The sequence below is a fragment of the Kribbella sp. NPDC056951 genome, from assembly GCF_042674205.1.
In the GTDB taxonomy this organism is placed as follows: Bacteria; Actinomycetota; Actinomycetes; order Propionibacteriales; family Kribbellaceae; genus Kribbella; species Kribbella yunnanensis.
In genome coordinates, this window is sequence record NZ_JBHUQZ010000018.1 from 45952 (window position 1) to 72683 (window position 26732).

Sequence of the window (26732 nt, forward strand, 5' to 3'; positions counted from 1 at the left end):
CCACTCCGATCAGGGTTAGTAGCCGCGCTTGACCGCGTCGAGTGCGTCCACGTTGCCTTCACCGAAGAAGGCGTTGTTCGCCGTGGTGCCGGTGCAGCGTGCGTCCGGGGTGGTCGGGCAGGCGGTGTCGTCGGCCTGCTTGCGCAGTGCGGCCTCCAGCTGCAGCGGGCCCCACCACGGGTGCGCCGACTTCATCAGGGCGGCCACGCCGGCCACGTGCGGCGAGGCCATCGACGTACCGCTCATCGTCTGGTAGCCGCCGCCGGGCACGGTGGACAGGATCGAGCGGCCAGGAGCCGCGACGTCGATCTTGTTCAGGCCGAAGTTCGAGAAGGAGCTCTTGGCGCCGCCCTTGTCGGTCGAGGCCACCGTGATCACGTGCGGCAGCTCGGTCGGCATGTCCAGGCAGTTGTTGTCGATTGTCCGCGGTACGGCGGTCGAGTCGTTCGGGCTGCTGTTGTCGACGGTCTTGTTGGCCAGGTCGTAGTTCGAGTTGCCGGAGGCCGCGACCGCGAGCACGCCGCGACCGGTCGAGTACGCGACGGCCCGCCGTACTGCTTCCTGGACCGCGCCCTGGTCGCCGTTGTCCTTGCACCAGAACATGTATGGGTCGATGAAGTAGCTGTGGTTCGTGACGTCCATGTGGTGCTCGGCCGACCAGACGAAGCCGCAGATCGCGTACTCCGGGTAGATGTAGCCGGCGTCGTTCACAACCTTCACCGACGCGATCCGTACGCCGGGCGCCACGCCGACGATGCCGACGCCGTTGCGCGCTGCGGCCACCGTGCCGGCCACGTGCGTGCCGTGCGAGCTGGTGGTCTGGCGCCAGGCACCTGCAGTGGTGTCCGGTACGCCGTTGTTCACGCAGCTGACCGAGTTCTTCGCGTCGAAGTTCGGCGCGAGGTCGGGGTGGGTGTCGTCCACGCCGCTGTCGTTGATGCCGACCAGGACGCTGCGGGAACCGTCGGTGATCGCGTGGGCCTGGTCAGCCTTGATCTGGGTCAGGTCCCACTGCTCGTTCTCGCGCGGGTCGGCGACCGGGGCGCCCACAATCGCGCGCTCGGACGCCGCCCCGGCCGCAGCCGGTGCCGCCGCAGCCGCGGTCCCGTCGGTCACTGCCGCCGTACGGGTGGCGCCGACGGACTGGACCTCTCGGCCGTCACGGCCGGACTTGAGCGCGGTCTTGAAGTCCGGGTTGGTCGACTGCGCGACCACGACGCCGAGCTGCCGGTACGAGACCAGGACGGTGCCACCGGCGGCCTTGACCGCGTTCTCCACCTTCCGGATGTGACCGGGGGAGGGCTTGGTGTTCACCACGTAGTTCATCAGCGGGCCGGCCTCGGCAGCAGCTGCGAGCGGAGCCGGTACGGCGCTCGCGGCGGTGGCGCCGAGGGCGGTCAACGCCAGGGCGGTGGCGGCCAGGCCGGCGGACAACCGGCGCGGGCGGGACAGAGGGGACACGCTGCCTCCAGAAGGGCGGGGCCTGGATCGGACGGGACCAGGCTCGATCACTCGTGACTCTAAATCTCATCGTCGGTGAGTGGTCTGGTTTGTCCACAAGACAGGGGAAACCCTGCGTTTGTCACTACCGATAGTTCGGCAGTTCACGCTCAGTTACCCACATCATGTGGATCACCCTGTGGATAACTCGTGGAGAAGTTGGGGACAGCCAGTGGATTGCCTGTGGGTGTAGGATAGATACAACAGAGATACCAAGTGCGTTTTAGGGTGAGGTTGTGCAGTTCGAGCTGGGGGAAGAAACCGCCGAGATCGCTCGGGTGGTCGTCGAGGCAGCGCCGGGAGTGGAGAAGATCCCGGCCGCTGAGCGGGTGTACGCGTATGTGAAGGCAGCGATCCTGGACCGGGTCTACCCCGGCGGGGAGCTGCTGACGGAGGGCGAGCTCGCCACCGCGGTCGGCGTCTCGCGCACTCCGGTCCGGGAGGCGTTGCTGCGGCTGGAGGAGTCCGGCCTGGTCAAGCTGTACCCGAAGAAGGGCGCACTGGTGCTGCCGGTGCTGCCGCAGGAGATCAACGACGTGCTCGAGGCTCGCGAGCTGATCGAGTCGCACGCGGCCGCCAAGGTCTGGCCGCGACGCAAGCAGCTGATCGAGAGTCTGTCGGAGCGCGTCGACGAGATGCGCGCGCATCGCAAGGCGAATGACGCGAAGAGCTTCCTGGAGGCCGACCGTGCCTTCCACGAGGCGATTGTCGGTGCCGCCGGCAACGAGATTCTCGCCAAGCTCTACAACAGTCTGCGCGACCGTCAGGTGCGGATGGGTGTGCCCGGTATCGAGGTGCAGCCGGCCCGGATGGACAGGTCGATCGCGGACCACCAGGAGATGATCGACGCGCTCGGAGGGAACAGCGTCAAGCGGTTCCGCGAGCTGGTCGTCGCCCACATCGATTCCGCTGCGGCGGACCTGCGGGGCATTCGGTGACCGAACTCCTCTTCCCCCTGGGCGGACGGCGTGCCTGGGCGGTTTGGGCCACTGCTGTCTTCACCTACCTGGTGACGGTGCTGCACCGCGGTTCCATGAGTGTGGCCGGACTACAGGCCGCCGAGCGGTTCGACATCTCCGCATCCGCGCTGGCCAGCTTCACCGTCGTACAGCTGACTGTGTACGCCGCCATGCAGGTGCCGGTCGGCGTACTGCTCGATCGGTACGGCTCGAAGCGGCTGCTGATCGCTGCGTCCGGACTGCTGTTCGTGGCGCAGTCCGCGTTCAGCATGGTCGACTCGTACCCGGCCGCGCTCGCTGCGCGCGCCGTACTGGGTGTTGGTGACGCACTGGTCTTCATTAGCGTGCTGCGCGTCGTCATGGCGTGGTTCCCCGCACTGCGGCAGCCGGTGATGTCTCAGGCGACCGGAATGCTCGGTGGCATCGGTGCGATCGTTTCGACCGCTCCGATGGCCGCTGCGTTCCACGCGTTCGGCTGGACACCGACGTTCGCCGGGGCGAGTGTGCTGAGCCTGGTCGCGGGCATCGCCGTACTGCTGCTGCTCAAGAACACCCCGTACGACGAGCCGCTGCGTAACGCCAAGCAGTCGGTCACCGAGGTTCGCAAGAACCTCCGGCGGGCCTGGAATGAGCCGGGTACCCGGCTGGGGCTGTGGACACACTTCACGACCAGCTTCTCCGGCAGCACGTTCGGTCTGCTTTGGGGCTACCCGTTCCTCGTGCAGGGACAGGGTGTCGCGCCAGGGACTGCTGCGGCGATGCTCATCCTGCCTGTGCTCGCAGGGCTCTGCTACGGACCGCTGGTCGGCCGGTACGCCGCCAAGTTCCCGTTCTACCGGTCGTGGATCGTGCTGGCCGTCATCGCCGGCTCGGTGCTGATGTGGACCGTCGTACTGGTGTGGCCGGGGCAGGCCCCGATGCCGGTGCTTCTGCTGCTGATCGTCGTACAGGCCGCTGGTGGACCTGGCTCGATGCTCGGGCTGGACTACGCGCGGACCTTCAACCCGAGCACTCGGTTCGGTGCGGCCAACGGGATGGTCAACACCGGCGGCTTCATCGCCACGCTGATCTGCATCGGCATGGTCGGCATCCTGCTGGACGCCTCGTCTGGTGGCGCTCCGCAGACGATCGGTGACTTCAAGTACGCACTGGCCTTCCAGTACGTGCTGTGGGCGATCGGTATCCGGCAGATCCTCAAGTACCGCCGCCGGGCGCGTGGTCACCTGGCCCGCTACAACCCGGAGGCGTACCAGGCGCTACTCGCCAACAAGGTGGTCCCGCTCAAGGGCTGAGGCCCCCTGCCAGAGCGATGCCAGCCCCGTGCCAGCGCAGCAGTGGACGGTAGTCCCAGTGAAGTGAGTCCACTGGGAGGAAATCGATGAGTACATCGAACCAGGTCGCCATCGAGGCGGTCGGCTTGGTCAAGAAGTACGGAACCACGACTGCGCTGGCCGGGGTCGACCTGACTGTCCCGACCGGGACAGTGCTCGGAGTGCTCGGGCCGAACGGCGCGGGCAAGACGACAGCGGTCCGGATCCTCGGCACGCTGCTGCGTCCCGACGCCGGGCACGCGACGGTCGGCGGGTACGACGTCGTACGGGATGCCGCCAAGGTCCGCGGGATCATCGGCCTGACCGGGCAGTACGCCTCGGTCGACGAGGACATGTCCGGCCGCCGCAACCTGGTCATGATCGGCCGGCTGCTGGGCATGTCCCGGCCGAATGCCCGTAGTCGTGCGGAGCAGTTGCTCGAACGCTTCGAGCTGATCGACGCCGGCGACCGGATCGCGAAGACCTATTCCGGCGGTATGCGGCGCCGGCTCGACCTGGCCGCGAGCCTGGTCGGCAACCCCCGCATCCTGTACCTCGACGAGCCGACGACCGGTCTGGATCCGCATGCCCGCAACGGCGTGTGGGAGACGATCCGCGACCTCGTCCTGGACGGGACCACGGTGCTGCTGACCACGCAGTACCTCGAGGAGGCCGACGCACTGGCCGACTCGCTGATGGTGTTCGACAAGGGCCGCGTGGTCGCATCCGGCCGACCGGCCGAGCTCAAGGCACAGGCCGGTAAGCAGACGCTCGACGTACGGCCGTCTGAGCCCGCACACCTCGAGCGCGTCGCCGCGATCGTCGCCGAAGCAGTCGGCGTCCGACCGAGCGTCGACGTCGTCAACGCCCTGGTCAGTGCACCGGTCACCGACGGTACGGCGATGCCCGTGGTGGTCCGCCGTCTCGACGAAGCCGGTATCGCGGTCACCGAACTGGCGCTGCGACTGCCCAGTCTGGACGAGGTCTTCCTCGCCCTGACCGGTCACGCCGCCGAAGAACGTCCCGCCGACATCCTGGAAGGAGCAAGCCGATGACCACGGCAACTCTTGAGCACGCACCCGCCGTACACAGGTCCCGGCCGTTCGCCTGGGTGCAGCAGAGCCTGACCCTGGCCTGGCGCAACATCGTCCGGATCCGGCAGAACCCCGAAGCCCTCGCGGACGTGACGTTCCAGCCGATCATCTTCCTGACGCTGTTCCTGTTCGTCTTCGGTGGCGCGATGAACCGGGGCGAGGGCTGGCAGGGCTATCTGCCCTGGCTGCTCCCCGGCCTACTCGTCCAGACCGTCGTCTTCTCCACCATGGGTACCGGCGTCGGCCTGAACGACGACTTCGCCAAAGGCGTCTTCGACCGCTTCCGCAGTCTCCCGATCGCCCGCATCTCCCCGCTGATCGGCGCCGTCCTCGGCGACGCCGTCCGCTACATGCTCTCGATCGTGATCCTGATGACGACCGGTTTCGCCCTCGGCTTCCGCTTCGAGAACGGCCTCGGCTACGGCCTGCTCGGCCTCGTCATCGTCCTCGGCTTCGCCCTGTCGATGTGCTGGATCTGGGTCTGGCTCGGCCTGACCATGAAGACCGCCCAAGGCGTCCAGGGCATCGCCTTCCTGGTGATGTTCCCGCTCACCTTCGGCAGCAACATCTTCGCCCCCACCAGCACCATGCCCGCCTTCCTCCAGGAGTTCGCCAAGTACAGCCCGATCCCCTACCTGGTAGACCTCGAACGCGCCCTGATGGGCGGCGGCGCCATCCAGAAACCCCTCCTGGTCACCCTGGCCTGGATGATCGGCCTGGTAGCCGTCTTCGCCCCCCTCGCCATCCGCGCCTACCGCCGCCGCACCTGAAACCACGCGACCGGATATCCGGTCTTGTGGTCATTGCGGGATGTCGGCGAAGGCGAGGGGTTCGCGGGTGCAGAGGTAGGTTGCCCAGTGCAACTTTGTGGGGGTGCCGTCGGGGGAGCGGGTGATGGTGAGGAGTTCGCCGGTTTCGCGGCCGGAGGTGGTTCGGTAGGTGTCTTCGGCGATGCGGTCGAAGACGGCGGGGGCCTGCCAGTCGGCGGCTGCGGGGGACTTGGCTTGGAGGACGCCGGCCTTGACGGTGAAGTTGAAGGGGGAGCCCTCGGTCCACCAGGTGCCCAGTACGCCGGTCAGTTCGGCGGGGACCGGGGTGCCGGGGAGCCAGGGGTCGGCGGGGAGGGGGTCCAGGTCGAGGACCTTGGTGATCAGGTCGGTGGCCAGGAGGGATGGGGCGGGCGCCGAGGTGGAGGACTGCAGGCAGATGCCGGCGGTGCCGGACTCGCGGTGGACGAAGGTGGAGGTGATGTGGCCGGGCATGCCGCCGTCGTGGCCGACGAAGAGGTTGTCGCCGCGGCGGAAGAGCATGAAGCCGAGACCGAAGGCGAGTTGCCAGCGGGCGGTGTCGGCCATGATCTGGACCTGGCACATCTCGTCCAGGGTGTCCTTGGACAGCACCTCCGAGACCGGGTTCGCGATGAACATCGCCCACTTCGCGAGGTCCTCCGCCGTACTGGCGAGGCCGCCGCAGGCCGCCATCGCCTTGATGTCGAGCAGCGGTTCCTGGACCGGTACGTCGGTGAACGGCGGCACGTAGTAGCCGGTCGCGGCCGGGCCGCCGTCCATCCCGACTGTCGTCCGGCGCATCTCCAGCGGATCGAGGATGCGGGCCTTGATCGCGTCGTACCAGGGCTTTCCGTCGAGGCGGGCGACTACCTCGCCGAGCAGTGAGTAGACCAGGTTCGAGTAGTGGAATCGGTGGTGCGGCTTGCCGACGCGCTCGGCGTCGTTCCAGCCTGCGACCAGTTCGTCACGGTCGGGGAACTTCATCAGGTCCCAGACGTCGCCGACCGGTTCGCGCTGCATGCCGCTGGCGTGGCTGAGCATCTGCCGCAGGGTGACACCGCCGTGCTTGCTCTCCGGAACGTGCGTCTCCAGAGGGTCGTCCAGGCTGAGCTTGCCCTCGTCGCGCAGCGCCAGTACGGCGACCGCCGTCAGCGTCTTGCTCTGCGAGGCGATCAGGAACTGCGAGTCCGCCGTCGGCGGTACTCCCGGGGTGTCCAGATCGGCGGAGCCCGCGCCGTGCGACCAGACCAGCGATCCGGCGCGGGCGACAGCGCCCACCAGTCCGGGGACGCGGCCGGTGGCCTGGCGATCAGCGACGAGTCGAGTGAGGGCGGTTTGCGTCTGCGCGGCGAGTTCGGTCACGACAGTCGACAATAAGCGAGGGTGATGACAAAAGGCAGAGGCCCCGGGGCACCTGGATGTGCAAGGCTGGGTAGGTGCGCATAGCGGTGCTCGGTCCTCTCGCGATGTGGGCGGCCGACGGGACTCCGCTCGACGTCCGCGGGGTTCGCCTGCGCGGACTGCTCGCCCGGCTCGCGCTGAGTGCCGGGAAGCCGGTCAGTGTCGAGACGCTGGTCGACGGCCTGTGGGGGACTGCGGCGCCCAGTGCCAACGCGCTGCAGTCGCTGGTGTCCCGGTTGCGTGCGAGTCTCCCGGCGACCGAGTCGAGCATCTCGATCCAGTCCGGCCCGGCCGGCTACACACTGACCATCGGTGCGGACTGTGTCGACGCCCAGCAGTTCGAAGACCTGGTACGCCGAGGGCGCGCGCTCCTCGGCTCTGATCCGGAGCAGGCGTACACACTGCTCGCCCAAGCCGAGAAGCTCTGGCGTGGTGAGGCCCTCGCGGACCTGCGCGACCTGCCGTTCGCAGCGATCGAGGCGGACCGTCTGACCGAGCTACGGCTCGGAGCGGCCGAGGACCTCGCCGAAGCCGCGGTCAGCTGCGGCCGAGCCCGCGACCTGATCACCGAGCTCGAGCACCTCGCTGTCACGCATCCCCTCCGCGAACGCCTCCACGAGCTGCTGATCCGTGCCCTGTACGCCGATGGCCGCCAAGCCGAGGCCCTGACGGCGTACGAGCGAGTCCGTACGACGCTCGCCGACGAGCTCGGCGCGGATCCGGGCACACGGTTGCGTGACGTACATGTCGCGGTCCTGCGCGGTGACGCGGTCGATCCGGTCGCGGTGTCCACGCCCGCGCCGATGCCGGCCGTGCCGCGGAGCAATCTGCGCGCACCGGTCACCAGCTTCGTCGGCCGTCATGAGGATGTCGCGGAGCTCAGCCGACTGCTCAGCAACGGCACCAGACTCGTCACCATGGTCGGCCCCGGCGGTGCCGGGAAGACCCGGTTGGCGACAGAGACCGGTCGGACCTTGGTGGAGCAGAGCGGTGACGGCATCTGGTTCGTCGAGCTCGCGCCACTCGGCGACGCGGCCGACGTGGCACCCGCCGTACTGTCGGCGCTGGGAGCCAGCGAGTACGTCGATCTGACGCCACCGTCGAGTCTCGTACCCAAGCAGCTGCGGGCGAGCCGCGCCGCGACCGATCGTCTGGTCGAGGTGATCGCGGACCGCCGGATCCTGCTCGTGCTCGACAACTGCGAGCACCTGGTCCAGGAGGTCGCCGGACTGGTCGATTCGCTCCTCGCGGCCTGCCCGCGGCTGCGGGTGCTGACCACGAGCCGGGAGCCCCTGAGCATCCTCGGCGAACACCTCCATCCCGTCGGTCCGCTCGGACTCCCACCCGAGGCGATGCCGGCGGGAGAGGCGCCGTACGACTATCCGGCGGTGCAGCTCTTCGTCGACCGGGCTCGCGCGGTTCGCCCAGACTTCGCGTTGACGCCCACCAACTGGGCCGCGGTCGCCGAGATCTGCCGCCGGCTCGACGGGATGCCGCTGGCGATCGAGCTCGCCGCGGCTCGGCTGCGCGCGCTCACTCCGGAGCTGATCGTGGATCGGCTCGCGGACCGATTCCGCTTGCTGACCAGCGGTTCGCGGACGGCGTTGCCGCGGCATCAGACGTTGCGCGCGGTCGTCGAGTGGAGCTGGGATCTTCTCGATGCCGACGAGCAGGCGGTTGCTCGCCGACTCTCACTGTTCTCCGGTGGGGCCACACTGGAAGCCGCCGAGCAGGTCTGCAGCGACGACGATCTGCCGTCCGAGGCGGTCCTCGGCGTACTGGCTTCTCTTGTCGACAAATCGCTTGTCGAGGCGGTCGCCGGTGACCGGTCGGTGCGCTACCGGATGCTCGAGACAGTCCGCGCGTACGGCGCCGAGCAGCTCGCGGCCGCTGGTGAGCGGGATCGGTTCCGGCAGGCGCACACCGAATACTTCCAGCGGTTGCTGCGGAAGGCCTCGCCGAAGCTTCGGACCGGTGCGCAGGTCGAGTGGATTGCCCGGTTGAAGGCGGACCACGACAACCTGACCGACGCTCTCCGTACGGCGATCGACTCCGGTTCGGCACGGGCTTCGGTGCAGATGGTGTCGGTGCTCGCCGAGCTGTGGAACATGAGCGGCCGCCCGACCGAGGCGGTCGGCTGGATGCGCGCAGCGCTCGCCGTACCGGGGCCGAGTGTGCCGGTCGAACGGGCGATCACGTTGATGATGCTTGCCTTCGGCACCATGTCCACCGAAGAGGACTCGGAGTCGATGGTCCCCAAGGCGCTGCGTTCGCTGGCCGAGGTCCGGCTGTTGTCGCGGCGGTACCCGACCGTCTGCGACTCGGCCGTCGGCCGGTTCACCAACGCGATGTGGGCAGCGCTCCGGCGGGACACGTCGGCGTCGTTCCTCGAGCTCGAGGCAGCGCGTGATCATCAGGATCCGTGGACGCGGAACATGGCCTCGCTGCTGCTCGCGATGTTCCGCGACAACGAGGGTGAGCCGGTCCAGATGGACGCCGATCTGGGTGTCGCACTCGAGGGCTTCCGTGGTCTCGGTGACCGCTGGGGTACGTCGATGGCGTTGCGTGGACTGGCCAGTCTGCAAGCCGCTCGTGGTGAGCACGAGGCTGCGTTGGTATCCCTCGAGGAGTCGATGAGTCTGTTCGAGGAGCTCGGCACCACCGAAGGGATGGGGCAGCTACTCGGTTCGGCGGCGATCAGCCGGCTCGAGCTCGGTGACGTCGAGGGTGCCCGGGCAGTTCAGCAGCAGGCACTCCGGATCGCCGAGGAGAACGGTTCTCGCGAAGGCGAGGCGATGTCGCTGTTCGGCTTCTCCCGGATCGAACTGCGGGCCGGCCGGCTCGACGAGGCGAAGGAGCTGGCCGAACGCGCGCGCTCGATGCTCGGCCCAGCGTTCGACCGGGCTCCGCAGGCGATGGCGATGCTGCTGGCCCAAACCGGCCGGGTCGATCTGCGGCGTGGCGACCTGGAGTCGGCCAGGACCTTGAGCCGGGAGGCGGTCGAGCTCGCCCTGACCAGTTCGGACATGCCGATCACCGCGGTGGTCGTCGATACCGCAGCCGAGGTCGATCTCGCGTCGGGCGACCACGAGGCGGCCGCACGGACCCTCGGTTTGGGCGCCGCGCTGCGTGGGATGCGGAGCGTGCCGGATGCCGACGTTCGCGCCGTCACCGAGCAGCTCCACGAGCTGCTGGGTGACGACGCGTTCGAGACGGCGTATGGCGCTGGTGCGGCGATGACGCGCGATGACGCCCTCGCCGAATTGCGCAAGCGGTTCAGCTCGTCATGAGCTGAATCGCCAACTCCTGCAGGGATTTCTGCACCTTCTGCTCGGGCGGCCGCGGGTCGGCGAGCATCCAGTCGTAGATGACCGCGTTGACCGCCCCGAAGAAACTCAGGCCGACGAACCGGAAGTCGCGCCGTTCGATCTCGCCCTTGGCCGCGGCACTGTCGCCGAGGTCGCGCACTCCCGCGATCAGCAGATCCCGGAACGCGATCCGCTGCTCCTCGACGGCCGGGCTGGTGCCGACCACCTCGACGAACGAGATCCGCGCCCGGCGCAAATCGGCCATGATCGTTTTCAGATAGCTGTCGACCGCTGCGGTGATCCGCTCCTTGACCGGTCGACCGACGGTCTGCCGGATCGCGTCACCGGTGTTCCGCACGGTCAGCTCGATGACTTGTGCGTGCACCGCGAGCAGCACGGCTTCCTTGTTCTGGAACTCGTGGTAGAAGTGCCGCGTGGACACTTTCGCCTGTGTGCACAGGCGTTCCACCGATGTCGCCGGGTACCCTTCGGTCCCGAACAACTCCACCGCGGCGGCCAGTAATCGCTCTCGGCGCGCTGCCTTCCACTCCTCGACCGATCGCCCGGAATAACGGCGTACGGAGGGTTCCCTCATCACACCTCTTGTCGCTACCCCGTGCCAGATCCCGGACATCCTATCCACCCTTCGGCGCAACAGGAACCGGCACGGGGTCCGACATCAGTTCATCGACTCGTACCCGGTCCCGCCGTCGAGCAGTTCACGGACGATGTCGAGGTGCCCGAGGTGCCGCGCGGTCTCCTCGATGAGGTGACACAGCACGTACCGCACCGAGGCCTGCCCGCTGTCCCGCACGACTGCGCGCTCGACATCACCAAGGTCCATCGCCGCGACGACCGCGTTGGATCGCGCGTTCTCCGCCTCGTACTCATCAAGCAACTGCGCCAGCGGTACGTCGTCCACCAGCATCTCGGCATCGGGATGCCCATCCGGTGTCCACGGCGTCTGCCCGGTGTCCGGAACCCCAGCAAGGTTCTGCTGGAACCACGAGTACTCCACCCACCGCAGATGCGCCACCAGCCCGGCCACATTGGTCAGCGGCGAAGTAGGCAGAACCACGCGATGCGCATCCTCTTCACTCAAGCCTTCACACTTCACCCGCACCAACGACCGAAGGTGGTCGAGCCAACCAACAAGCTGTGTCCGCTCGTCACCGGTCAGGGGTGGTCTCATGCAATCTCCTCAAGTTTGGTGTAGCCGGTTCGGCCATCGATCAGTTCACGAATGATGTCGAGGTGCCCGACATGGCGGGCGGTCTCCTCGATCAGGTGACAAAGCACGTACCGCAACGACGCGGCTTCGCCCTTCGCGGCGTACGGGCCTTGTTCGAGAGTGTCGAGCGAGAGGTCGGCGATCGTCTCGTTGGATCGCGCACACTCCGCGTCGTACTCGTCGAGGAGCTGGGCGATCGGTACGTCGTCGACCAGCATCTCGGCGTCGGGATGGCCGCCCTCGGTCCACGGGGTCTGGCCGGTGTCGGGGACACCGAGCAGGTTGAGCTGGAACCAGGCGTACTCGTTCCAGCGCAGGTGGGCGACGAGGCCGGCCGGGGTCATCAAGGGCGACGTCGGCACGACGTTGCGGTGGGCATCTTCTTCGGACAGTCCGGTGCACTTCATCCGGACGAAGGAACGCTGGTGATCGAGCCATCCGATCAACTGCTCGCGCTCAGGTGCGGTCAAGGGTGGACGCGGTACGTCGGTCATGCGAAAGCTCCTGTGATGGGGAGCCACCCGACCTCAGCCGTGGGTACGGCGGACGGGCGGCGCGACGGTTCGGTACGACATCGCACTCACCTCCTTCCGCGTAGGGCAGCACCGTAGCCACCCGGCTCCCACGGTGGCAAACACATTTCTGGCAGTCTGTGGATCGACACCGCCCGCCCGCGTGAAGGGGTTCGACGTGGATTCACGGTTTGACCGGCCGTTGTACACGCGTGCCGAGGTGGCGTTGCATCTCGGGCTGCCGGCTACGACGCTTGGGGACTGGTTGCGGTCGGGGGCGTTGGCGGCTGGGTCGGGTGGGCGTGGGGAGCCGACGATCACGTTCGCGGGGCTGGTCGAGACCCACATGTTGCGGCAGCTTCGTCGTACTGGGTTGTCCTTGCAGGCGATCGGCGAGGCCGCGGTGGCGTTGCGGTCGCGGGCTGGGCGGCAGTACCCGCTGGCCTGGTCGGGGCTTGCGCATGACGGACGCGACCTGCTGATCGAGATCGCCGCCGAGGGGCGCGAAGCCGGGTGGGAACGCATCCGCGACAGCCAGGGCGGTCTGCCGGGTGTGCTGCGGCGGGGCTCGGCCGCGATCGGGTGGTCCGATGACGGGTACGCCGCCACGCTGCGACTCGTGATTTACCACGACATCGACGTCATCGTGGATCCGTCGCAGTCGCGCGGTCAGCCGGTTATCGCCGGCTCCGGCGTTCGCGTCGAGGACGTCCTCGACCGCATTCGCACGGGAGCGTCGTACCGGGAGATCGCCGGCAAGTTCGACCTGGAGGACTTCGAGGTCGAAGCCCTCGTCCGCCCGCACATCCGTCCGCCGGCCTTCCGCAAGTCGCGTTCGCCGGAGCCGCAGGACGCGCTGATCTAGCGATACAGCGCGAGTGCTCCGGTTAGGGAGTCGACGGCCTGCCGCGGGCCGTGGATCGCGAGGCCGAGGTATTCGACGTCTTCGGGCTTGGTTCCGGCCAATGTGTCGCTCATCTGCTGATAGGTCCTCGCCTGCTGGGCGATCTGGTTCATGTCGTGCACGACCACGTCGTCGCGTGCCGCGGCCTGTGCACGCAACTCGTGGAGCCGTTCCGGCGACGCCTTCAGGACCGGGATTGGGTACGCCGACATGCCGGTGTGCGGATTCCCGCCGGCATCCACGGTGTCGGCCCCGACCGTCTCGGCATGCCGGTGGCCGAGGCCGACCCCGAGCAACGCCGCGGTGTTCAGAGCGACGCCAACCGGGGCGTCGGCGGAAATGATGACCACGATCTTGTTCGTCAGCACAGTCGGAACGTATCCCGACGTACAAGATTTCACCCGTGCAACCGAACATCATTCGGCAGATCTGCGAAAATCGTGCTCATGGACGAACTTGATACGGCGTTGCTGCGGATCCTGCAGAACGATGCCCGGCGCACCAACCGCGAGATGGCGGCCGAGCTCGGCATCGCCCCGTCCACCTGCCTGGAGCGGATCCGTTCACTGCGCGAGCGCGGGGTGATCAGCGGCTACCACGCCGCGGTCGACCTGAAGGCGATCGACCGCGCCATGCAGGCGATCATCTCGATCAAACTGCGCCCGCAGGCGATGGCCGTCGCCACCGCGTTCCAGGACTACGTGATGCAACTCCCGCAGACCCTCGACATGTTCATGGTCTCCGGCGCCTCCGACTTCCTCGCGCACGTCGCTGTCCGAGACGCCCAGGCACTCCGCGACCTCGTCCTCGACCTCGCCAAACGCCAGGAGATTGCCGACATCCGCAGCTCGGTGGTCTTCGAGCACCACCACCGAACCACGGTCCTCCCGCTGTAGAGGGTCAGCGGTTGTCTTTGATGCGTTTCGCCTTGCCCAGCGAGCGTTCCAGGGCGTGCGGGTCGAGAACCTCGACGGTAGCGGTGACGCCGATGCGGTCCTTGATGCGACGAGACAGTACGGCGGCCGCGGCGCCCCGGTCGGTGAGTCCGGGGGCGGCCTCGACCTGGACGGTGAGTTCGTCCAGGCGGCCCGGGCGGGTGAGGACGCAGAGGTAGTGCGGGGTGAGGCCGTCGACCTCGAGGATCTGTTCTTCGATCTGGGTCGGGAAGACGTTCACGCCGCGGACGATCATCATGTCGTCGGTGCGGCCGGTGATCTTCTCCATCCGGCGCATGCCCGGGCGCGCCGTACCGGGGAGCAGGCGGGTCAGGTCGCGGGTGCGGTAGCGGATGACGGGGAAGGCCTGTTTGGTGAGGGTGGTGAAGACGAGTTCGCCTTCGGAGCCGTCGGGGAGGACCTCGCCGGTGACCGGGTCGATGATCTCGGGATAGAAGTGGTCCTCCCAGATGTGCAGACCGTCCTTGGACTCGACACATTCCTGCGCGACGCCCGGGCCCATCACCTCAGACAGGCCGTAGATGTCGACCGCGTGCATGCCGGTGCGTTGCTCGACCTCGGTGCGCATCTGCTCGGTCCACGGTTCGGCGCCGAAGATGCCGATACGCAGTTGGGTGTCACGCGGGTCGAGGCCGCGACGTTCCATCTCGTCGATGATCGCGAGGAAGTACGACGGGGTGACCATGATGATGCGCGCGCCGAAGTCGCGGATCAGGTCGACCTGCCGCTCGGTCATCCCACCCGAGACCGGTACGACGGTGCAGCCCAGTCGCTCGGCGCCGTAATGGGCGCCAAGCCCACCGGTGAACAGGCCGTAGCCATAGGCAACATGACAGATGTCGCCGGCCCGGCCGCCGGCCGCGCGGATCGAGCGAGCCATCAGGTCCGCCCAGGTGTCGATGTCCTGCTGCGTGTACCCGACGACGGTCGGCTGGCCGGTCGTCCCGGACGAGGCGTGCACTCGCGCAACCTGGGACTGCGGTACGGCGAACATGCCGAACGGATAGTTGTCCCGCAGATCCTTCTTGCCGGTGAATGGCAGTCGGCTCAGATCGGACAACTCCTGCAGATCACCGAGCGCGAATCCGACCTCGTCCAACGCTGACCGGTAATGCGGCACGTTCTCGTAGCACCGCCGTACCGTTGCCTGCAGCAACGACAATTGCCGGGACCGGAGCTCGTCGACCGACAGTCGCTCACCTGGATCCAGCAACTCCTCGGGACACGCATCACCGAGCATCTTCAGTACTCCTAGGGACGAGCCAGCAAGGTCGCGATGCCTTGCCCGACGCCGATACACATGGTGGCGAGCGCGTACCCGGCGTCGCGGTGGCGAAGCTCCAGGGCGGCGGTGAGCGCGAGGCGGGCGCCGGACATCCCCAGGGGGTGGCCGAGGGCGATGGCGCCGCCGTTCGGGTTGACGTGCTCGGCATCGTCGGGGAGGCCGAGTTCGCGTAGGACGGCGAGCGACTGCGACGCGAAGGCCTCGTTCAGTTCGATCGCGCCGATATCGGACAGTGCGACACCGGTTCGCGCGAGAAGTTTGCGGGTGGCCGGCGCGGGTCCGATGCCCATGATCCGAGGCGGTACGCCGGCCGTCGCGGTACCGACGATCCGCGCCAGCGGAGTAACACCGAGCCGCGAGACCATGTCGCCGCTCATCACGAGCAGGGCGGCCGCGCCGTCGTTCACGCCGGACGCGTTGCCCGCGGTAACCGTACCGCCGTCACGGAACGGCGTTCTGAGTCCAGCCAGGGCTTCGAGGGTGGTCTCGCGCGGGTGCTCGTCGGTGTCGACGACGGTCACCGCACCGCGCTTGCCCGGGATCTCGACCGGCACGATCTCCTCGGCCAACCGACCGTTCGCCTGGGCCTTGGCTGCGCGCTGCTGACTGCGCAGCGCGAACAGGTCCTGGTCTTCACGCGAGATGTTGTAGTCAGCGGCAACGTTCTCCGCCGTCTCCGGCATCGAGTCGATCCCGTACTGCGCCTGCAGTGCCGGGTTCACGAATCGCCAGCCGATCGTGGTGTCGAACACCTCGGCCTGCCGGGAGAACGCAGTCGTTGCCTTGGGCATCACAAAAGGTGCCCGCGACATCGACTCGACGCCACCGGCGATCAGTACGTCGTTGTCTCCGGCAATGATCGATCGAGCGGCATACGCCATCGCGTCGAGACCCGACCCGCAGAGCCGGTTGATCGTCGTACCGGGAACCTCGACCGGGAGACCCGCGAGCAGGACGGCCATCCGGGCTACGTTGCGGTTGTCCTCACCGGCCTGGTTCGCACAGCCGAGCACGACATCGTCGATCAGCGCCGGGTCGAGAGTCGAGTGTCTGGCCAGCAGGGACCGGATCGCGTGCGCGGCCAGATCATCCGGGCGAACGCCGGCCAGCGCACCGCCGTACCGGCCGATCGGGGTCCGGACTCCGTCGACCAAGAACGCCTCGCGCGTCATGACTGCTCCTCAAGGATTGTTCCCGACAACTGGCGGCTGCGGCCGCGGAACTCGGCGATGATTTCGTCGCCGCGGCGGACCGTCACGTCGTAGATCGCGTTCCGGCCGAAGGTGGTGCGCTCGGCCGCCTCGGCGACGAGCAGGTCGCCGCGGTGGGCGGGCGCGACGAAGACGATGTCGCAGGCCTGCGCGACGGTGACCTGGTTCCGGGAGTTGCAGGCGAACGCGAACGCGGAGTCGGCCAGGCTGAACACGAAGCCGCCATGGGCGATCCCGTGCCCGTTCACCATGTCGTCGCGGACCGGCATCTCGACCGACGCCGTACCGTCCCCGACCGCGACGAGGCGCATACCCAGGCCGGCGCTGGCGGTGTCTTCCGCCCACATCGCCGCCGCCACGCGGTTCGCCAAGTCGCCCATGCGTAATTGCCCCTTCGGGACGGGGGTTTGTGACACTCTAGCCCCGATAATGCCTCTGACTGTAACATCGCCAGCATGACCGATCTGCTGGCTGCTCATCGTGACCGTCTCGACGCCGCTCTGACCGCGATCCGCAGTCGCGGCTACCACTCCGCGTTCCCGGAGTCCCCCAGCCCGCGGGTGTACGGCGAGACGGCGGCAGCCGACGGCCAGGCCGCCTTCGAGGCCCACCTCGGTACGACGTTCGCCGTGGAGACCCCCGGCTCCCGCGGCACCGTGATCACCGAGGAGTCGCCGTTCGGGATCAAGCTCGACGTGTCGTACCCGCGGACTGTCGAGTCCGGTCTGGATGAGTTGATCGAGGCGTCGCGCAAGGGACTGACCGCCTGGCGCAACGCCGGGGTCGACGGCCGGACCGGAGTCGTACTGGAGATTCTGGACCGGCTGCACAAGCGGGTGTTCGAGCTGGCCAATGCCGTGCAGCACACCAGCGGCCAGGCGTTCGTGATGGCGTTCCAGGCCGGTGGCGCGCACGCGCTGGACCGCGCGCTGGAGGCGGTCGCCTACGCGCATGAGGAGATGAGCCGCTACCCGGCCGAGGCGCTCTGGGAGAAGCCGGCCAAGGGCGACCCGATCCGGATGCAGAAGAACTTCACCGTCACCGGCCGCGGCGTCGCGCTGGTGATCGGCTGCAACACCTTCCCGACCTGGAACTCCTGGCCCGGCCTGTTCGCCTCGCTCGTCACCGGCAACGCGGTCGTGGTGAAGCCGCACCCGCTCGCGGTGCTGCCGCTGGCGATCACCGTCGAGGTCTGCCGCGAGGTGCTCGGCGAGGCCGGTTTCGACCCGAACCTGGTCACTCTGGCCGTCGAGAAGGCCGGCGACGGCCTGGCCAAGCCGCTGGCCACCCGGCCCGAGGTGAAGCTGATCGACTTCACCGGGGGCAGCGAGTTCGGCGACTGGCTTGAGCAGAACGCCACCCAGGCGAGTGTCTTCACCGAGAAGGCCGGCGTGAACGCAGTCATCATCGACTCCACCGACGCCTTCAAGGCGCTGACCGGGAACCTGGCCTTCACGCTCGCCCTGTACTCCGGCCAGATGTGCACCACCACCCAGAACCTCTTCATCCCGGCCGGCGGTATCGAGACGGACGAGGGACACAAGTCGTTCGAGGAGGTCGGCGCCGGGATCGCCGGTGCGATGGGCAAGCTGCTCGGCGACGACGCCCGCGCGGTCGAGATCCTCGGTGGCATCGTCAACAACGCCGTGATCAGCCGCCTCGACCTGGCCGGCGAGTACGGCGACGTCGTACTGGAGTCGCGGGCGATCAAGCACCCGGCCTTCCCGGACGCGGTGGTTCGCACGCCGCTGCTGGTCGCGCTCGAGGCCAAGGACACCGATGTGTACGGGCGCGAGTGCTTCGGGCCGGTGTCGTTCCTGGTGAAGACGGCGGACACCGCGGAGTCGATCGAGCTGTTCCGGCAGACCGTCACCGAGGGTGGCGCGATGACCGCGGGCATCTACTCGACCGATGCCGGTGTCCTCGACCAGGCCCGCGAGGCCGCGCTCGACGCAGGGGTCGCGCTGTCGGAGAACCTGACCGGTCCCGTGTTTGTGAACCAGTCGGCTGCGTTCAGTGATTTTCACGGCACTGGGGCCAACCCGGCGGCGAATTCGACCTATACCGACGGCGCATACGTTGCGAGCCGCTTCCGGGTCATTCAGTCTAGGCGTCATGCCTGACGCTTTGGATGCCGCCAACCTTCGCGAAGCTCTCACCTACTACGACCGCTGGCTGGCGTTCAACCAGCGCTACCAGCGGGTGCCTGGAGTTCAGACTGCTGTCCACGCCGCGGACGGGATCGCCTTCTCCGCGGCGTACGGCCTGGCCGACGTCGAGAACGCCGTACCGCTGACCGAGTCCCACCTGTTCCGGATCGCCTCGCACTCGAAGACTTTCACCGCGACGGCAATCTTCCAGCTGGTCGAACAGGGCCGCGTGCGGCTCGACGACGCGGCCGCGCAGCACGTGACCGAGTTGGTCGGTACGCCGCTCGGTGAGCGCACGGTCCGCGAGTTGCTCGCGCACTCCGGTGGGGTGACGCGAGACAGCGGCGCGGCGGACTGGTGGCAGTTGGCGACACTCTTCCCCGATCGGGATCAGCTGCTCGCCGTACTGCGGGATTCGGGTGCCGCGGTGTTGCCCGAGAACGACCGCTTCAAGTACTCGAACATCGGCTACGGCCTGCTCGGACTCATCATCGAGGCTGCGAGTGGTACGTCGTACAACGCGTTCGTGCAGACCGGGATCGTCGACAAGCTCGGGTTGAGCGGGCTCGGTCCGGAGCTGGATGCGGCACGGCTCGGTGAATACGCGGCCGGGCACAGCGCGCTCTCGTACGCCGAGACGCGGGTGCCGATCGAGCATGTGGACACCCGGGCGCTGGCGTCCGCGACCGGGTTCTTCGGGAACGCTCGTGACCTGGTGACGTACTTCTCCGCGCACTTCCCCGGTGATGAGCGGCTGCTGTCCGACCGCTCGAAGCGTGAGATGCAGCATCCGCTGTGGAAGGCGGGCAAGGACGACGGAGTGCGGTACGGGCTCGGTCTGCAGGTGACGAAGATCGGTGAGCGGGACTACTTCGGGCACGCCGGCGGCTACCCGGGGCACATCACCAAGACCTTCGTCGACGGTTCGCGTCGCCTGGCGATCTCGGTGCTGACCAACGCCATCGACGGTCCGGCCGCGCAGTTCGCCGAGGCCGGTTTGAAGCTGATCGACCTGGCCTCGTCGAAGGATCGCGGGGACGCGGCCGGTCTGCACCGCTTCGTCGGCCGCTACGCCAATCTGTGGGGCGTCACGGACATCACCGTCCTCGGCGGTCGGCTGTACGCGATCGACCCGACCGACACGGACCCCGCCGACGACCCGCAGCCGCTCGAAGCCGACGGCGACCGCCTGCGCGTCACCGGTGGATCCGGGTATGGCGCGTACGGCGAGTCCTACGGGTTCACGTTTGATCCAGACGGGGCTGTGGAGTCGGTGCGCGGTTCCAGCGGACTGCTCATGCACCCCATCGACCGGTTCGCCCTACCCGCCCGGGTTACCGTGCAGGAGTGACGATCCACGGCGACCACCCGTTTCTGCCGCCCGAGTCCGAGCGCAGTCCGGTACGCCGGCTGCGCGGGCGGTTGCCGTCACCGGTCGGTCTCTGGACGACGTCGTACGGCGGGAAGCGCGCGGGGCTGACGGTCTCGTCGATGCTGATCGCCGACGGCGAACCCGGGTTCGTGATCGGCCTGATCGACCCGGACTCGGACCTCTGGGAAACGTTGCACAAGGCAAGGACCGCCGTGGTGTCGCTACTCGGCGGTCCGCACCAACAACTCGCCGACGCCTTCGGCTACGTCGCCCCCGCCCCCGGCGGCCCGTTCCGCATGATCGACTGGACCGACACCGACTGGGGCCCGGCCCCCGCAGGCGTCTCCACCTGGGCCGGCTGCACCCTCGTCACTCCTGACCCGCCCGAGATCGGCTGGGCCCTCCAAGTCCAACTCGAAATAGCCCACGTCGAACTCGCCACCGACGAAATCCCCCCACTCGTCCACCGCCGCGGCCGCTACACCACCCTCTGACTCGACACCCCGGTTGTGCGCGTGGTTCCGTGCGGATCGCCTTGTGTGGTTCAGTGACAACATGCGAGCCACCACGATCCATGCGCCGTACGACATCCAGCTGACCGAGGTGCCGGACCCGAAGATCGATGGGCCGACTGATGCGCTGGTGCGGGTTGTTGCCTCGTGCATCTGTGGGTCGGACTTGTGGCCGTATCGGGGGGAGAACAAGATTCGGCCGGGGAGCCGGATCGGGCATGAGTTCGTGGGAGTCGTCGAGGAGATCGGCGCCGACGTGCGGACGGTCAAGCCGGGGGACTTCGTGATCGCGCCGTTCGTGGTCAGCGACGGGACGTGTGCGCATTGCCGGGCCGGGTTCCAGACCGCGTGCGAGAACCTGGTCGGGTACGGCAGCAAACAGGCCGACGGCGGTCAGGGTGAGTACGTGAAACTCCCGTACGCCGATGGCACGCTCGTTGCGACTCCGGAACCGCCGGACGAGTCGATGATTCCGTCGCTGCTAACGCTTTCCGACGTGATGGGGACCGGCTGGCACGCGGCTCGGTCCGCGCGGGTGAAGGCCGGCGACGCGGTGGTCGTGGTCGGCGACGGTGCGGTGGGACTGTCCGGCGTACTGGCCGCGGCACGGATGGGCGCCGAGCGGGTGATCGCGCTGTCGCGGCACGAATCGCGGCAGCAGTTGGCGGTCGAGTTCGGTGCCACGGACATCATTTCGGAACGCGGTGACGAGGCGCGGGACGCCGTACTGGCACTGACCGGTGGAGTCGGGGCGGACGCCGTACTGGAGTGTGTCGGGACCGGGCAGTCGATGGAGACCGCGTTCGACGTGGCGCGGGCCGGGGCCACGGTCGGGTTCGTCGGCGTACCGCACGGGGTCGAGGTCCCGATCGGGACGATGTTCCGGCGCAATGTCGGGCTGGCCGGTGGGATGGCGCCGGTGCGGGCCTACCTGCCGGAGCTGATGGCCGACGTACTGGCCGGGGAGATCAACCCCGGGAAGGTCTTCGATCTGGACCTACCGCTGGCCGAGGTGGCCGACGGCTACAAGGCGATGCACGAGCGCCGGGCGATCAAGGTTCTCCTCCGCCCATAACGCTCTGTGGTCACGCAATAACCGACAAAAACGCGCGAAACCGCTCGTATGGTCTCGCTCTCACAGCAGTTGTGCGGTGCGATGACGGTTGCGCAACGCGCTCGCGCGCAGCGTTGACACCGGGGTTCGGGATGCCCAGAGTGGGGCGGTGTCAAGGGGGCATCGTTGTCATCGGCGGCGCCACAACTGCTTGATCGGAGAGTGGAAAATGCGTGGTGGTCTGAGCAAGACCTTCGCGGTGCTGGGCGCGGCGGGTCTTCTCGCTGTCAGCGCCTGTGGCAACAGCGACGACGGCGGTGGCAGCGGGAACACCGCCAGCAAGGACGTCACCGTCTTCACCTGGTGGGCCGACGGCGGCGAGAAGGCCGGTCTGGACGGCCTGGTGTCGGTGTTCAAGACCGACTGCAAGGACTACAACTTCGTCAACTCGGCGGTTGCCGGCGGCGCCGGTTCGAACGCCAAGCAGGTGCTGGCCAACGACCTGCAGGCGGGTAAGCCGCCGTCCACCTTCCAGGCGCACGCCGGGGCGGAGCTGAAGGACTACATCAACGCCGGTCAGGTCGACGACGTCAGCGGGCTGTACAAGGACTTCGGTCTGGACAAGGCTTTCCCGCAGAACCTGATCGACCAGCTGACGGTCGACGGCAAGATCTACTCGATCCCGGCCAACGTCCACCGCGCCAACGTGGTGTGGGCGAACCCGGAGGTCCTGAAGAAGGCGCAGATCGACGGCAGCAAGGCACCGGCGAACGTCGACGCCTGGATCGCGGACCTGACCAAGCTGAAGAACGCCGGGGTCAAGGCGCCGCTGGCCGTCTCCAAGGGCTTCGCCCAGGAGATGCTGGTCGAGGCCGTACTGCTCGGCGAGCTGGGCACGGACACCTTCAACGGTCTGTGGGACGGCAAGACCGACTGGGCCGGTGCGAACGTGACCGCCGCCCTGAACAAGTACAAGACGCTGCTGAGCTTCACCAACGTCGACCGCGAGGGTATCGACTGGCCGGACGCGCTGCAGTACGTGAACAAGGGCCAGGCCGGCTACACGCTGATGGGTGACTGGGTCGCCGCGCAGCAGCTCGCCGACAAGGTGCCGGACTCGGCGTACACCTACTGGCCGTCGCCGGGTACCGCGGGCACGTTCCAGTTCCTGGCCGACTCCTTCACGCTGCCGACGAACGGGCAGAACCCCGAAGGCACCAAGTGCTGGCTGAAGACCGTCGGCTCGGCCGAGGGCCAGAAGGCGTTCAACACCAAGAAGGGTTCGATCCCGGCCCGCTCGGACGCCAACGCGGCCGACTACCCGAAGTACCAGCAGGTCGCGATGGCCGACTGGAAGAAGGACAAGATCGCGGGCTCCTGCGCCCACGGCTCGGCCTGCTCCGCCGGTCAGAACAACGACATCCTGTCCGCGCTGAGCCAGTTCAGCGGTGCCCAGGACGTCGCGAAGCTGCAGACGGCACTCGGTACCGCGATGAAGACGAGCTGATGCACAGCGAGTTGGGGATCTGAGCATGTACGGAAGAATCCGGACCTGGGGCCCTGGCGCCCTGGTGCTGTTGCCGACCGTGCTGCTGCTCGGGTACTTCGTCTACGGGTTGATCGCGTGGTCGTTCAACACGTCGCTGACCGATCGGCACACGGCCCGCAAGGGCCCGGCCGATTACGTCGGCTTCGAGAACTACGCGAATCTGTTCGGTGAGGAGCGGTTCCTCAACTCGCTGAAGAACCTCGGCGTGCTCACGGTGGCGTTCATCGTGGGCACGCTGATCTTCGGCCTGCTCTGGGCCCTGCTGCTGGAGAAGGGCGTCCCGGGCGAGAGCATCTTCCGGTCGGTCTTCCTGTTCCCGATGGCGGTCTCGATGATCGCCTCGGGCGTGGTCTGGGCCTGGTTGCTGAACCCGTCCCAGGGCGACGACGCCCGCGGCCTGAACCGGCTCTTCGGGATCCTGCATCTGAACTTCCTGGAGAATCCGTGGTGGACCGCCGGCAGCCGGTGGACCACGATGGCATCGATCGCGCTCCCGGCGGTCTGGCAGCTGTCCGGCTACATCATGGCGCTGTTCCTGGCCGGCTTCCGCGGCATCCCGAACGAGCTGCGCGAGGCAGCCCGGGTGGACGGCGCCTCGGAGTTCAAGCTCTACCGGCACGTGCTGTTCCCGCAGTTGTCCCCGATCGCGCTGTCGGCGCTGATCATCCTGGGGCACATGTCGCTGAAACTGTTCGACCTGATCTACGCGATCACCGGGCCGAACCAGTTCCGCACCGAAGTCCCCGCGGTCTACATGTGGAACACCTTGTTACGCAGTGACCAGGCCAAGGCGGCGGCGATCGCGATCGTGCTGCTGGCGTGTGTCGCAGTACTGGTCATCCCGTACGTCGCGTACACCGTTCGGCAGGAGGCAGAAGAGTGAGCGCCGCAGATGCGACCGGTTCGGCCGCGGCGGCAATCCGTCGTACGCCGAAGAGCCGCGGGGTGATCGCGGACGGTTCCACGCGCAAGAGCCGGACCGTGCGCTATATCCTGCTGATCCTGTTCCTGCTGTTCGTGCTCACGCCGGTCTACGTCGTGGTCATCACCAGCTTCAAGACCTCTGCTGACACCACGGCCGCCGACCAGTGGGCACTGCCCCAGACCTGGACGCTGGAGCCGTGGCGCAAGGCGTGGGACGTCCTACAGCCCTACATGATCCGCTCGCTCACGCTGGCGATCCCGTCCGCGATCATCGCGTCGATGATCGGTTCCGCGAACGGGTTCGTGCTGGCCCGCTGGCGGTTCCCGGGTGCGAACCTGGTGTTCGCGTTCATCCTGTTCGGGATGTTCATCCCCTACCAGGCGGTGATGCTGCCGCTGCGCACGACGTTCACCGAACTGGACGTCACCCGCGGAGTGCCGACGCTGATCATCGCGCACTGCATCTACGGCATCCCGATCTGCACGCTGATCTTCCGCAACTACTACGCGACCATCGTCCCGACGGAGATCATCGAGTCGGCCCGGGTGGACGGCGCCGGCCTGATCCAGACCTACGCCCGGATCATCCTGCCGATCTCGATCTCCGGTTTCGTGGTGACGCTGATCTGGCAGTTCACCTCGGTCTGGAACGACTTCCTGTTCGCGTTGTTCCTCACCCAGCAGAACAACGGCCCGGTGACCCTCGGGCTCGCCGCGCTGTCAGGTGGGCAGAAGGTCGACTACGCGGCCAGTATGGCGGGCGCCCTGATCACGTCGTTCCCGACGCTGATCGTCTACATCGTGCTCGGCCGCTGGTTCATCGGCGGCCTGATGGCCGGAGCCCTGAAGGGCTGAGTCGTTTCGTGGTGACGGTCCGTACATCTTTCCCGTTCGGATGTACGGGCCGTTGTCATGTGCTCACGGCGTGTCTCAATAGTTGTCCACAGGACGCGCGCATGGGCCTGCGGCGAGTTAGGCGTGGACTGTAATCTCACGAAGGTGACCAAGTCACCCCGAGGGCGAGACGGACGGCGCAGCCACCTGCGGCTCGTCGATTCGAACCCGGATCCCACCCAGGCTCCCGCGGCCGGCGTCGACGTCGACACGACGCCGAGTGTCGCCGTGCTCGAGACCCTGCTGGAGACGCTGACCCTCGACCTGGCCGCCGCCCCGCGCAGTCTGCACCCGGTGATCGCCGAGGCCTCGGTGGCCCGGTCCGCCGCGATGCTCGCCGACCAGCTCTGGCCGGCCGGACGCCCGGACGAGATCGGTGAGGTCGAGCGGTTCTTCTGGGCCGACGCCGCACGCGTGCTCGGCGAACGGCGTGACCCCGAGTCCTTCCAGCTACTGACCTCACTCGCCCGCACGGTCGGACCGGCTGGGCGGCTGCCGCTGCAACGCGCGCATCTGTCTCGGTTACGCACCGAGGACGAGGTGCCCGACTGGGTGACCCGGATCGCCGGTTTCCGGCTGACCAGCGCGATCGTCTCCGAGGACATCACCGGCGACGGACTGAGCGTCGTACTGGATTATGACGACGAGCAGCATCCACACACCGTCGTCGTCTTCATCGACAACAACATCGGCGCCATCGTGAAGGACGTCTTCGTCGGTCCACCGGTCGACCGCGTGCTGGACGCCTACCAACGCGGTGGCCGAGTCACGATCCGCACCGTCCGCCCCGCAACCGCAGCCGGCATCATCCTGCAGGCACTCGGCGAAACCAACGACTACGACGACCCGCCGGTGACCGAGGACTTCGAGTTCTTCTCGGCCCTGCTGGTGAATCGCCTCACCCAGTTGCCCGAACGCCCCATCCGGCCGCCGATCCGCCCCCTGCTGTCCCGACGCCAGCGCGACCAACTCGTCGACGAGTTCCTCGAATCCACCTTCGCTTGTGAGCTCCCCGATGACGCGGCCGACATCGTCCGCCTCTGGATCGACCACGCCGTCGACCACACAGTCGGCGGTCCGCTGCGAGTGAGCGCCGTACTGGTCGAGCTCTTCCTGGCCCACTGGCTACCCCGCAAGGTCCTTGCTGACAGCACCTACTTCGCCGCCGTACCCACCGTCGTCAAAGCCTGGCTCGCCCACGCCGGCGACCGCACCCAACTGGCCCTGGACGTAGTAGAAGAAGCCGTCGACGCCGTAGACGTCTGGACCCCAGCCCTGGAAGCCGCCGCCATCATCGACCCCGTCGGCGAACGCGTCTTCCTCGACGACACCACCAGCGACCTGGAAGACGCCTACCGAGCCCTCTCCGGTCTGGGTTCCCCACCCCAACCAGACCTCCAAGGCCTCGACAAGTCCCAAGCCGCCACCCTCTCCGTCCTAGCCCCCCACGCCTGGCTCATGGCCGGCGAAACCCTAGGCACCGCCTACGCCCCCGACGCCTTCGACATCGCCGAACGCCTAGTCCGCGACGCTCCCGACTTGCTGGCCAAGGCTCGCCTCTCCACCTGGCCCCGAGCCATCGTCTGGCTCCTAGCCCACCGCCACCGCCTGGTAGGCCCCGGCGAACCCCTAACCCCCTACTCCCTAGCCACCGACCTGGCGTCGTCCCCCGCCACCCTCCGCAAAACCGCCAAGCTACTGACCGACACCCTCATCCTCCCCCGCTGACCCGACACACGCAGCCTTCGGCGCCAGCCACCAACTGTCCGTTGGGAGGAGCTGCTGCGGCGCGCACCCAGCCCCGCAATCACCTCCGGT

General features: G+C 67.6%; 24 protein-coding genes. 15 read left to right on the top strand and 9 right to left on the bottom strand.

All coding sequences use genetic code 11. The annotated features are described in order from the left end of the window. Positions 1-15: 15 nt before the first annotated feature. Positions 16-1461, bottom strand: a complete 1446-nt coding sequence (locus tag ACFTSF_RS39060; RefSeq protein ID WP_344163054.1) for a S8 family serine peptidase — start codon at positions 1459-1461, stop codon at positions 16-18. A gap of 275 nt (positions 1462-1736) precedes the next feature. On the opposite strand from ACFTSF_RS39060, the gene ACFTSF_RS39065 reads away from it, so the two are divergent. From ACFTSF_RS39065 to ACFTSF_RS39080, 4 genes are all read left to right on the top strand, one after another. Further along, complete coding sequence (locus ACFTSF_RS39065; RefSeq protein ID WP_380160354.1) at positions 1737-2438, top strand: GntR family transcriptional regulator; 702 nt, start codon at positions 1737-1739, stop codon at positions 2436-2438. After that, on the top strand, positions 2435-3751 hold the full coding sequence (locus ACFTSF_RS39070) for an MFS transporter (RefSeq protein ID WP_344163048.1): 1317 nt from the start codon (positions 2435-2437) through the stop codon (positions 3749-3751). The genes ACFTSF_RS39065 and ACFTSF_RS39070 overlap by 4 nt, the downstream gene beginning before the upstream one ends. 86 nt (positions 3752-3837) lie before the next feature. Continuing rightward, positions 3838-4824, top strand: a complete 987-nt coding sequence (locus ACFTSF_RS39075) for an ATP-binding cassette domain-containing protein (protein ID WP_344163045.1) — start codon at positions 3838-3840, stop codon at positions 4822-4824. After that, positions 4821-5633: an ABC transporter permease gene (locus ACFTSF_RS39080; protein WP_380160357.1), complete on the top strand. Its 813-nt coding sequence runs from the start codon at positions 4821-4823 to the stop codon at positions 5631-5633. Before ACFTSF_RS39075 ends, ACFTSF_RS39080 begins: the two co-directional genes overlap by 4 nt. 30 nt (positions 5634-5663) lie before the next feature. Here the strand turns inward: ACFTSF_RS39080 and ACFTSF_RS39085 are convergent, their stop codons facing one another. Continuing rightward, positions 5664-7013 carry a serine hydrolase domain-containing protein gene (locus tag ACFTSF_RS39085; RefSeq protein ID WP_380160359.1) on the bottom strand — a complete coding sequence of 450 codons (1350 nt, stop codon included), beginning with the start codon at positions 7011-7013 and terminating at the stop codon, positions 5664-5666. Between the two features lie 86 nt (positions 7014-7099). Here ACFTSF_RS39085 and ACFTSF_RS39090 point away from each other — a divergent pair, with 86 nt between their 5' ends. Then, the gene (locus ACFTSF_RS39090) at positions 7100-10342 is read left to right on the top strand and encodes a BTAD domain-containing putative transcriptional regulator (protein WP_380160361.1); all 3243 of its coding nucleotides are present in this window, start codon (positions 7100-7102) and stop codon (positions 10340-10342) included. Here ACFTSF_RS39090 and ACFTSF_RS39095 read toward each other — a convergent pair. From ACFTSF_RS39095 to ACFTSF_RS39105, 3 genes are all read right to left on the bottom strand, one after another. Further along, on the bottom strand, positions 10329-10955 hold the full coding sequence (locus ACFTSF_RS39095) for a TetR/AcrR family transcriptional regulator (protein WP_344163033.1): 627 nt from the start codon (positions 10953-10955) through the stop codon (positions 10329-10331). The two genes, ACFTSF_RS39090 and ACFTSF_RS39095, sit on opposite strands and share 14 nt — an antisense overlap. Before the next feature lie 84 nt (positions 10956-11039). After that, positions 11040-11552, bottom strand: coding sequence for a DinB family protein (locus ACFTSF_RS39100; protein WP_380160363.1), 513 nt, complete (start codon positions 11550-11552; stop codon positions 11040-11042). Beyond that, positions 11549-12085, bottom strand: coding sequence for a DinB family protein (locus ACFTSF_RS39105; protein WP_380160365.1), 537 nt, complete (start codon positions 12083-12085; stop codon positions 11549-11551). Before ACFTSF_RS39105 ends, ACFTSF_RS39100 begins: the two co-directional genes overlap by 4 nt. A gap of 196 nt (positions 12086-12281) precedes the next feature. Between ACFTSF_RS39105 and ACFTSF_RS39110 the strand changes: the two genes are divergently transcribed. Continuing rightward, entirely contained in the window at positions 12282-12968 is a 687-nt protein-coding gene (locus tag ACFTSF_RS39110) for a DUF433 domain-containing protein (protein WP_380160367.1), read from the top strand. On the opposite strand, the gene ACFTSF_RS39115 is transcribed toward ACFTSF_RS39110, so the two are convergent. Next, positions 12965-13375, bottom strand: a complete 411-nt coding sequence (locus ACFTSF_RS39115; protein ID WP_380160369.1) for a DUF2000 domain-containing protein — start codon at positions 13373-13375, stop codon at positions 12965-12967. The genes ACFTSF_RS39110 and ACFTSF_RS39115 overlap by 4 nt on opposite strands. A 78-nt stretch (positions 13376-13453) precedes the next feature. Between ACFTSF_RS39115 and ACFTSF_RS39120 the strand changes: the two genes are divergently transcribed. After that, complete coding sequence (locus tag ACFTSF_RS39120; RefSeq protein WP_380160371.1) at positions 13454-13903, top strand: Lrp/AsnC family transcriptional regulator; 450 nt, start codon at positions 13454-13456, stop codon at positions 13901-13903. Positions 13904-13907: 4 nt separating this feature from the next. On the opposite strand, the gene paaK is transcribed toward ACFTSF_RS39120, so the two are convergent. The 3 genes from paaK to paaI are packed head-to-tail and all read right to left on the bottom strand — an operon-like array spanning position 13908 to position 16839. Then, positions 13908-15203, bottom strand: a complete 1296-nt coding sequence (gene paaK, locus ACFTSF_RS39125; RefSeq protein ID WP_380160373.1) for a phenylacetate--CoA ligase PaaK — start codon at positions 15201-15203, stop codon at positions 13908-13910. Positions 15204-15214: 11 nt separating this feature from the next. After that, positions 15215-16420: a 3-oxoadipyl-CoA thiolase gene (gene pcaF / locus ACFTSF_RS39130; RefSeq protein ID WP_380160374.1), complete on the bottom strand. Its 1206-nt coding sequence runs from the start codon at positions 16418-16420 to the stop codon at positions 15215-15217. Next, positions 16417-16839 carry a hydroxyphenylacetyl-CoA thioesterase PaaI gene (gene paaI / locus ACFTSF_RS39135; RefSeq protein WP_380160376.1) on the bottom strand — a complete coding sequence of 141 codons (423 nt, stop codon included), beginning with the start codon at positions 16837-16839 and terminating at the stop codon, positions 16417-16419. The genes pcaF and paaI overlap by 4 nt, the downstream gene beginning before the upstream one ends. 75 nt (positions 16840-16914) lie before the next feature. Between paaI and paaN the strand changes: the two genes are divergently transcribed. The 8 genes from paaN (at position 16915) to ACFTSF_RS39175 (ending at position 26642) form a co-directional block, all read left to right on the top strand. Continuing rightward, positions 16915-18582 (top strand): phenylacetic acid degradation protein PaaN, encoded by a 1668-nt coding sequence (gene paaN, locus ACFTSF_RS39140; protein ID WP_380160378.1) that lies wholly within the window; start codon positions 16915-16917, stop codon positions 18580-18582. Further along, the gene (locus ACFTSF_RS39145) at positions 18575-19960 is read left to right on the top strand and encodes a serine hydrolase domain-containing protein (protein WP_380160380.1); all 1386 of its coding nucleotides are present in this window, start codon (positions 18575-18577) and stop codon (positions 19958-19960) included. Before paaN ends, ACFTSF_RS39145 begins: the two co-directional genes overlap by 8 nt. Continuing rightward, a complete protein-coding gene (locus ACFTSF_RS39150) occupies positions 19957-20475 on the top strand; it encodes a flavin reductase family protein (protein WP_380160382.1) in 519 nt (172 codons plus the stop codon). The genes ACFTSF_RS39145 and ACFTSF_RS39150 overlap by 4 nt, the downstream gene beginning before the upstream one ends. A 61-nt stretch (positions 20476-20536) precedes the next feature. Then, complete coding sequence (locus tag ACFTSF_RS39155; protein WP_380160384.1) at positions 20537-21568, top strand: zinc-dependent alcohol dehydrogenase family protein; 1032 nt, start codon at positions 20537-20539, stop codon at positions 21566-21568. Between the two features lie 208 nt (positions 21569-21776). After that, a complete protein-coding gene (locus ACFTSF_RS39160; RefSeq protein ID WP_380160385.1) occupies positions 21777-23054 on the top strand; it encodes an ABC transporter substrate-binding protein in 1278 nt (425 codons plus the stop codon). 25 nt (positions 23055-23079) lie between these two features. Further along, a complete protein-coding gene (locus ACFTSF_RS39165) occupies positions 23080-23979 on the top strand; it encodes a sugar ABC transporter permease (RefSeq protein ID WP_344162992.1) in 900 nt (299 codons plus the stop codon). Positions 23980-24014: 35 nt separating this feature from the next. Next, the gene (locus ACFTSF_RS39170; protein ID WP_380160514.1) at positions 24015-24875 is read left to right on the top strand and encodes a carbohydrate ABC transporter permease; all 861 of its coding nucleotides are present in this window, start codon (positions 24015-24017) and stop codon (positions 24873-24875) included. A 144-nt stretch (positions 24876-25019) separates the two neighbouring features. Further along, positions 25020-26642, top strand: coding sequence for a hypothetical protein (locus ACFTSF_RS39175; RefSeq protein ID WP_380160388.1), 1623 nt, complete (start codon positions 25020-25022; stop codon positions 26640-26642). Positions 26643-26732: the final 90 nt, after the last annotated feature.

Excerpts from the sequence above, each read along its gene's own strand:
- ACFTSF_RS39075 (WP_344163045.1), top strand. The coding sequence starts at position 3,838 with ATGAGTACATCGAACCAGGTCGCCATCGAGGCGGTCGGCTTGGTCAAG.
- ACFTSF_RS39080 (WP_380160357.1), top strand. The coding sequence starts at position 4,821 with ATGACCACGGCAACTCTTGAGCACGCACCCGCCGTACACAGGTCCCGG.
- ACFTSF_RS39095 (WP_344163033.1), bottom strand. The coding sequence starts at position 10,955 with ATGAGGGAACCCTCCGTACGCCGTTATTCCGGGCGATCGGTCGAGGAG.
- ACFTSF_RS39100 (WP_380160363.1), bottom strand. The coding sequence starts at position 11,552 with ATGAGACCACCCCTGACCGGTGACGAGCGGACACAGCTTGTTGGTTGG.
- ACFTSF_RS39105 (WP_380160365.1), bottom strand. The coding sequence starts at position 12,085 with ATGACCGACGTACCGCGTCCACCCTTGACCGCACCTGAGCGCGAGCAG.
- ACFTSF_RS39120 (WP_380160371.1), top strand. The coding sequence starts at position 13,454 with ATGGACGAACTTGATACGGCGTTGCTGCGGATCCTGCAGAACGATGCC.
- paaK (WP_380160373.1), bottom strand. The coding sequence starts at position 15,203 with ATGCTCGGTGATGCGTGTCCCGAGGAGTTGCTGGATCCAGGTGAGCGA.
- pcaF (WP_380160374.1), bottom strand. The coding sequence starts at position 16,420 with ATGACGCGCGAGGCGTTCTTGGTCGACGGAGTCCGGACCCCGATCGGC.
- paaI (WP_380160376.1), bottom strand. The coding sequence starts at position 16,839 with ATGGGCGACTTGGCGAACCGCGTGGCGGCGGCGATGTGGGCGGAAGAC.
- paaN (WP_380160378.1), top strand. The coding sequence starts at position 16,915 with ATGACCGATCTGCTGGCTGCTCATCGTGACCGTCTCGACGCCGCTCTG.
- ACFTSF_RS39145 (WP_380160380.1), top strand. The coding sequence starts at position 18,575 with ATGCCTGACGCTTTGGATGCCGCCAACCTTCGCGAAGCTCTCACCTAC.
- ACFTSF_RS39155 (WP_380160384.1), top strand. The coding sequence starts at position 20,537 with ATGCGAGCCACCACGATCCATGCGCCGTACGACATCCAGCTGACCGAG.
- ACFTSF_RS39160 (WP_380160385.1), top strand. The coding sequence starts at position 21,777 with ATGCGTGGTGGTCTGAGCAAGACCTTCGCGGTGCTGGGCGCGGCGGGT.
- ACFTSF_RS39165 (WP_344162992.1), top strand. The coding sequence starts at position 23,080 with ATGTACGGAAGAATCCGGACCTGGGGCCCTGGCGCCCTGGTGCTGTTG.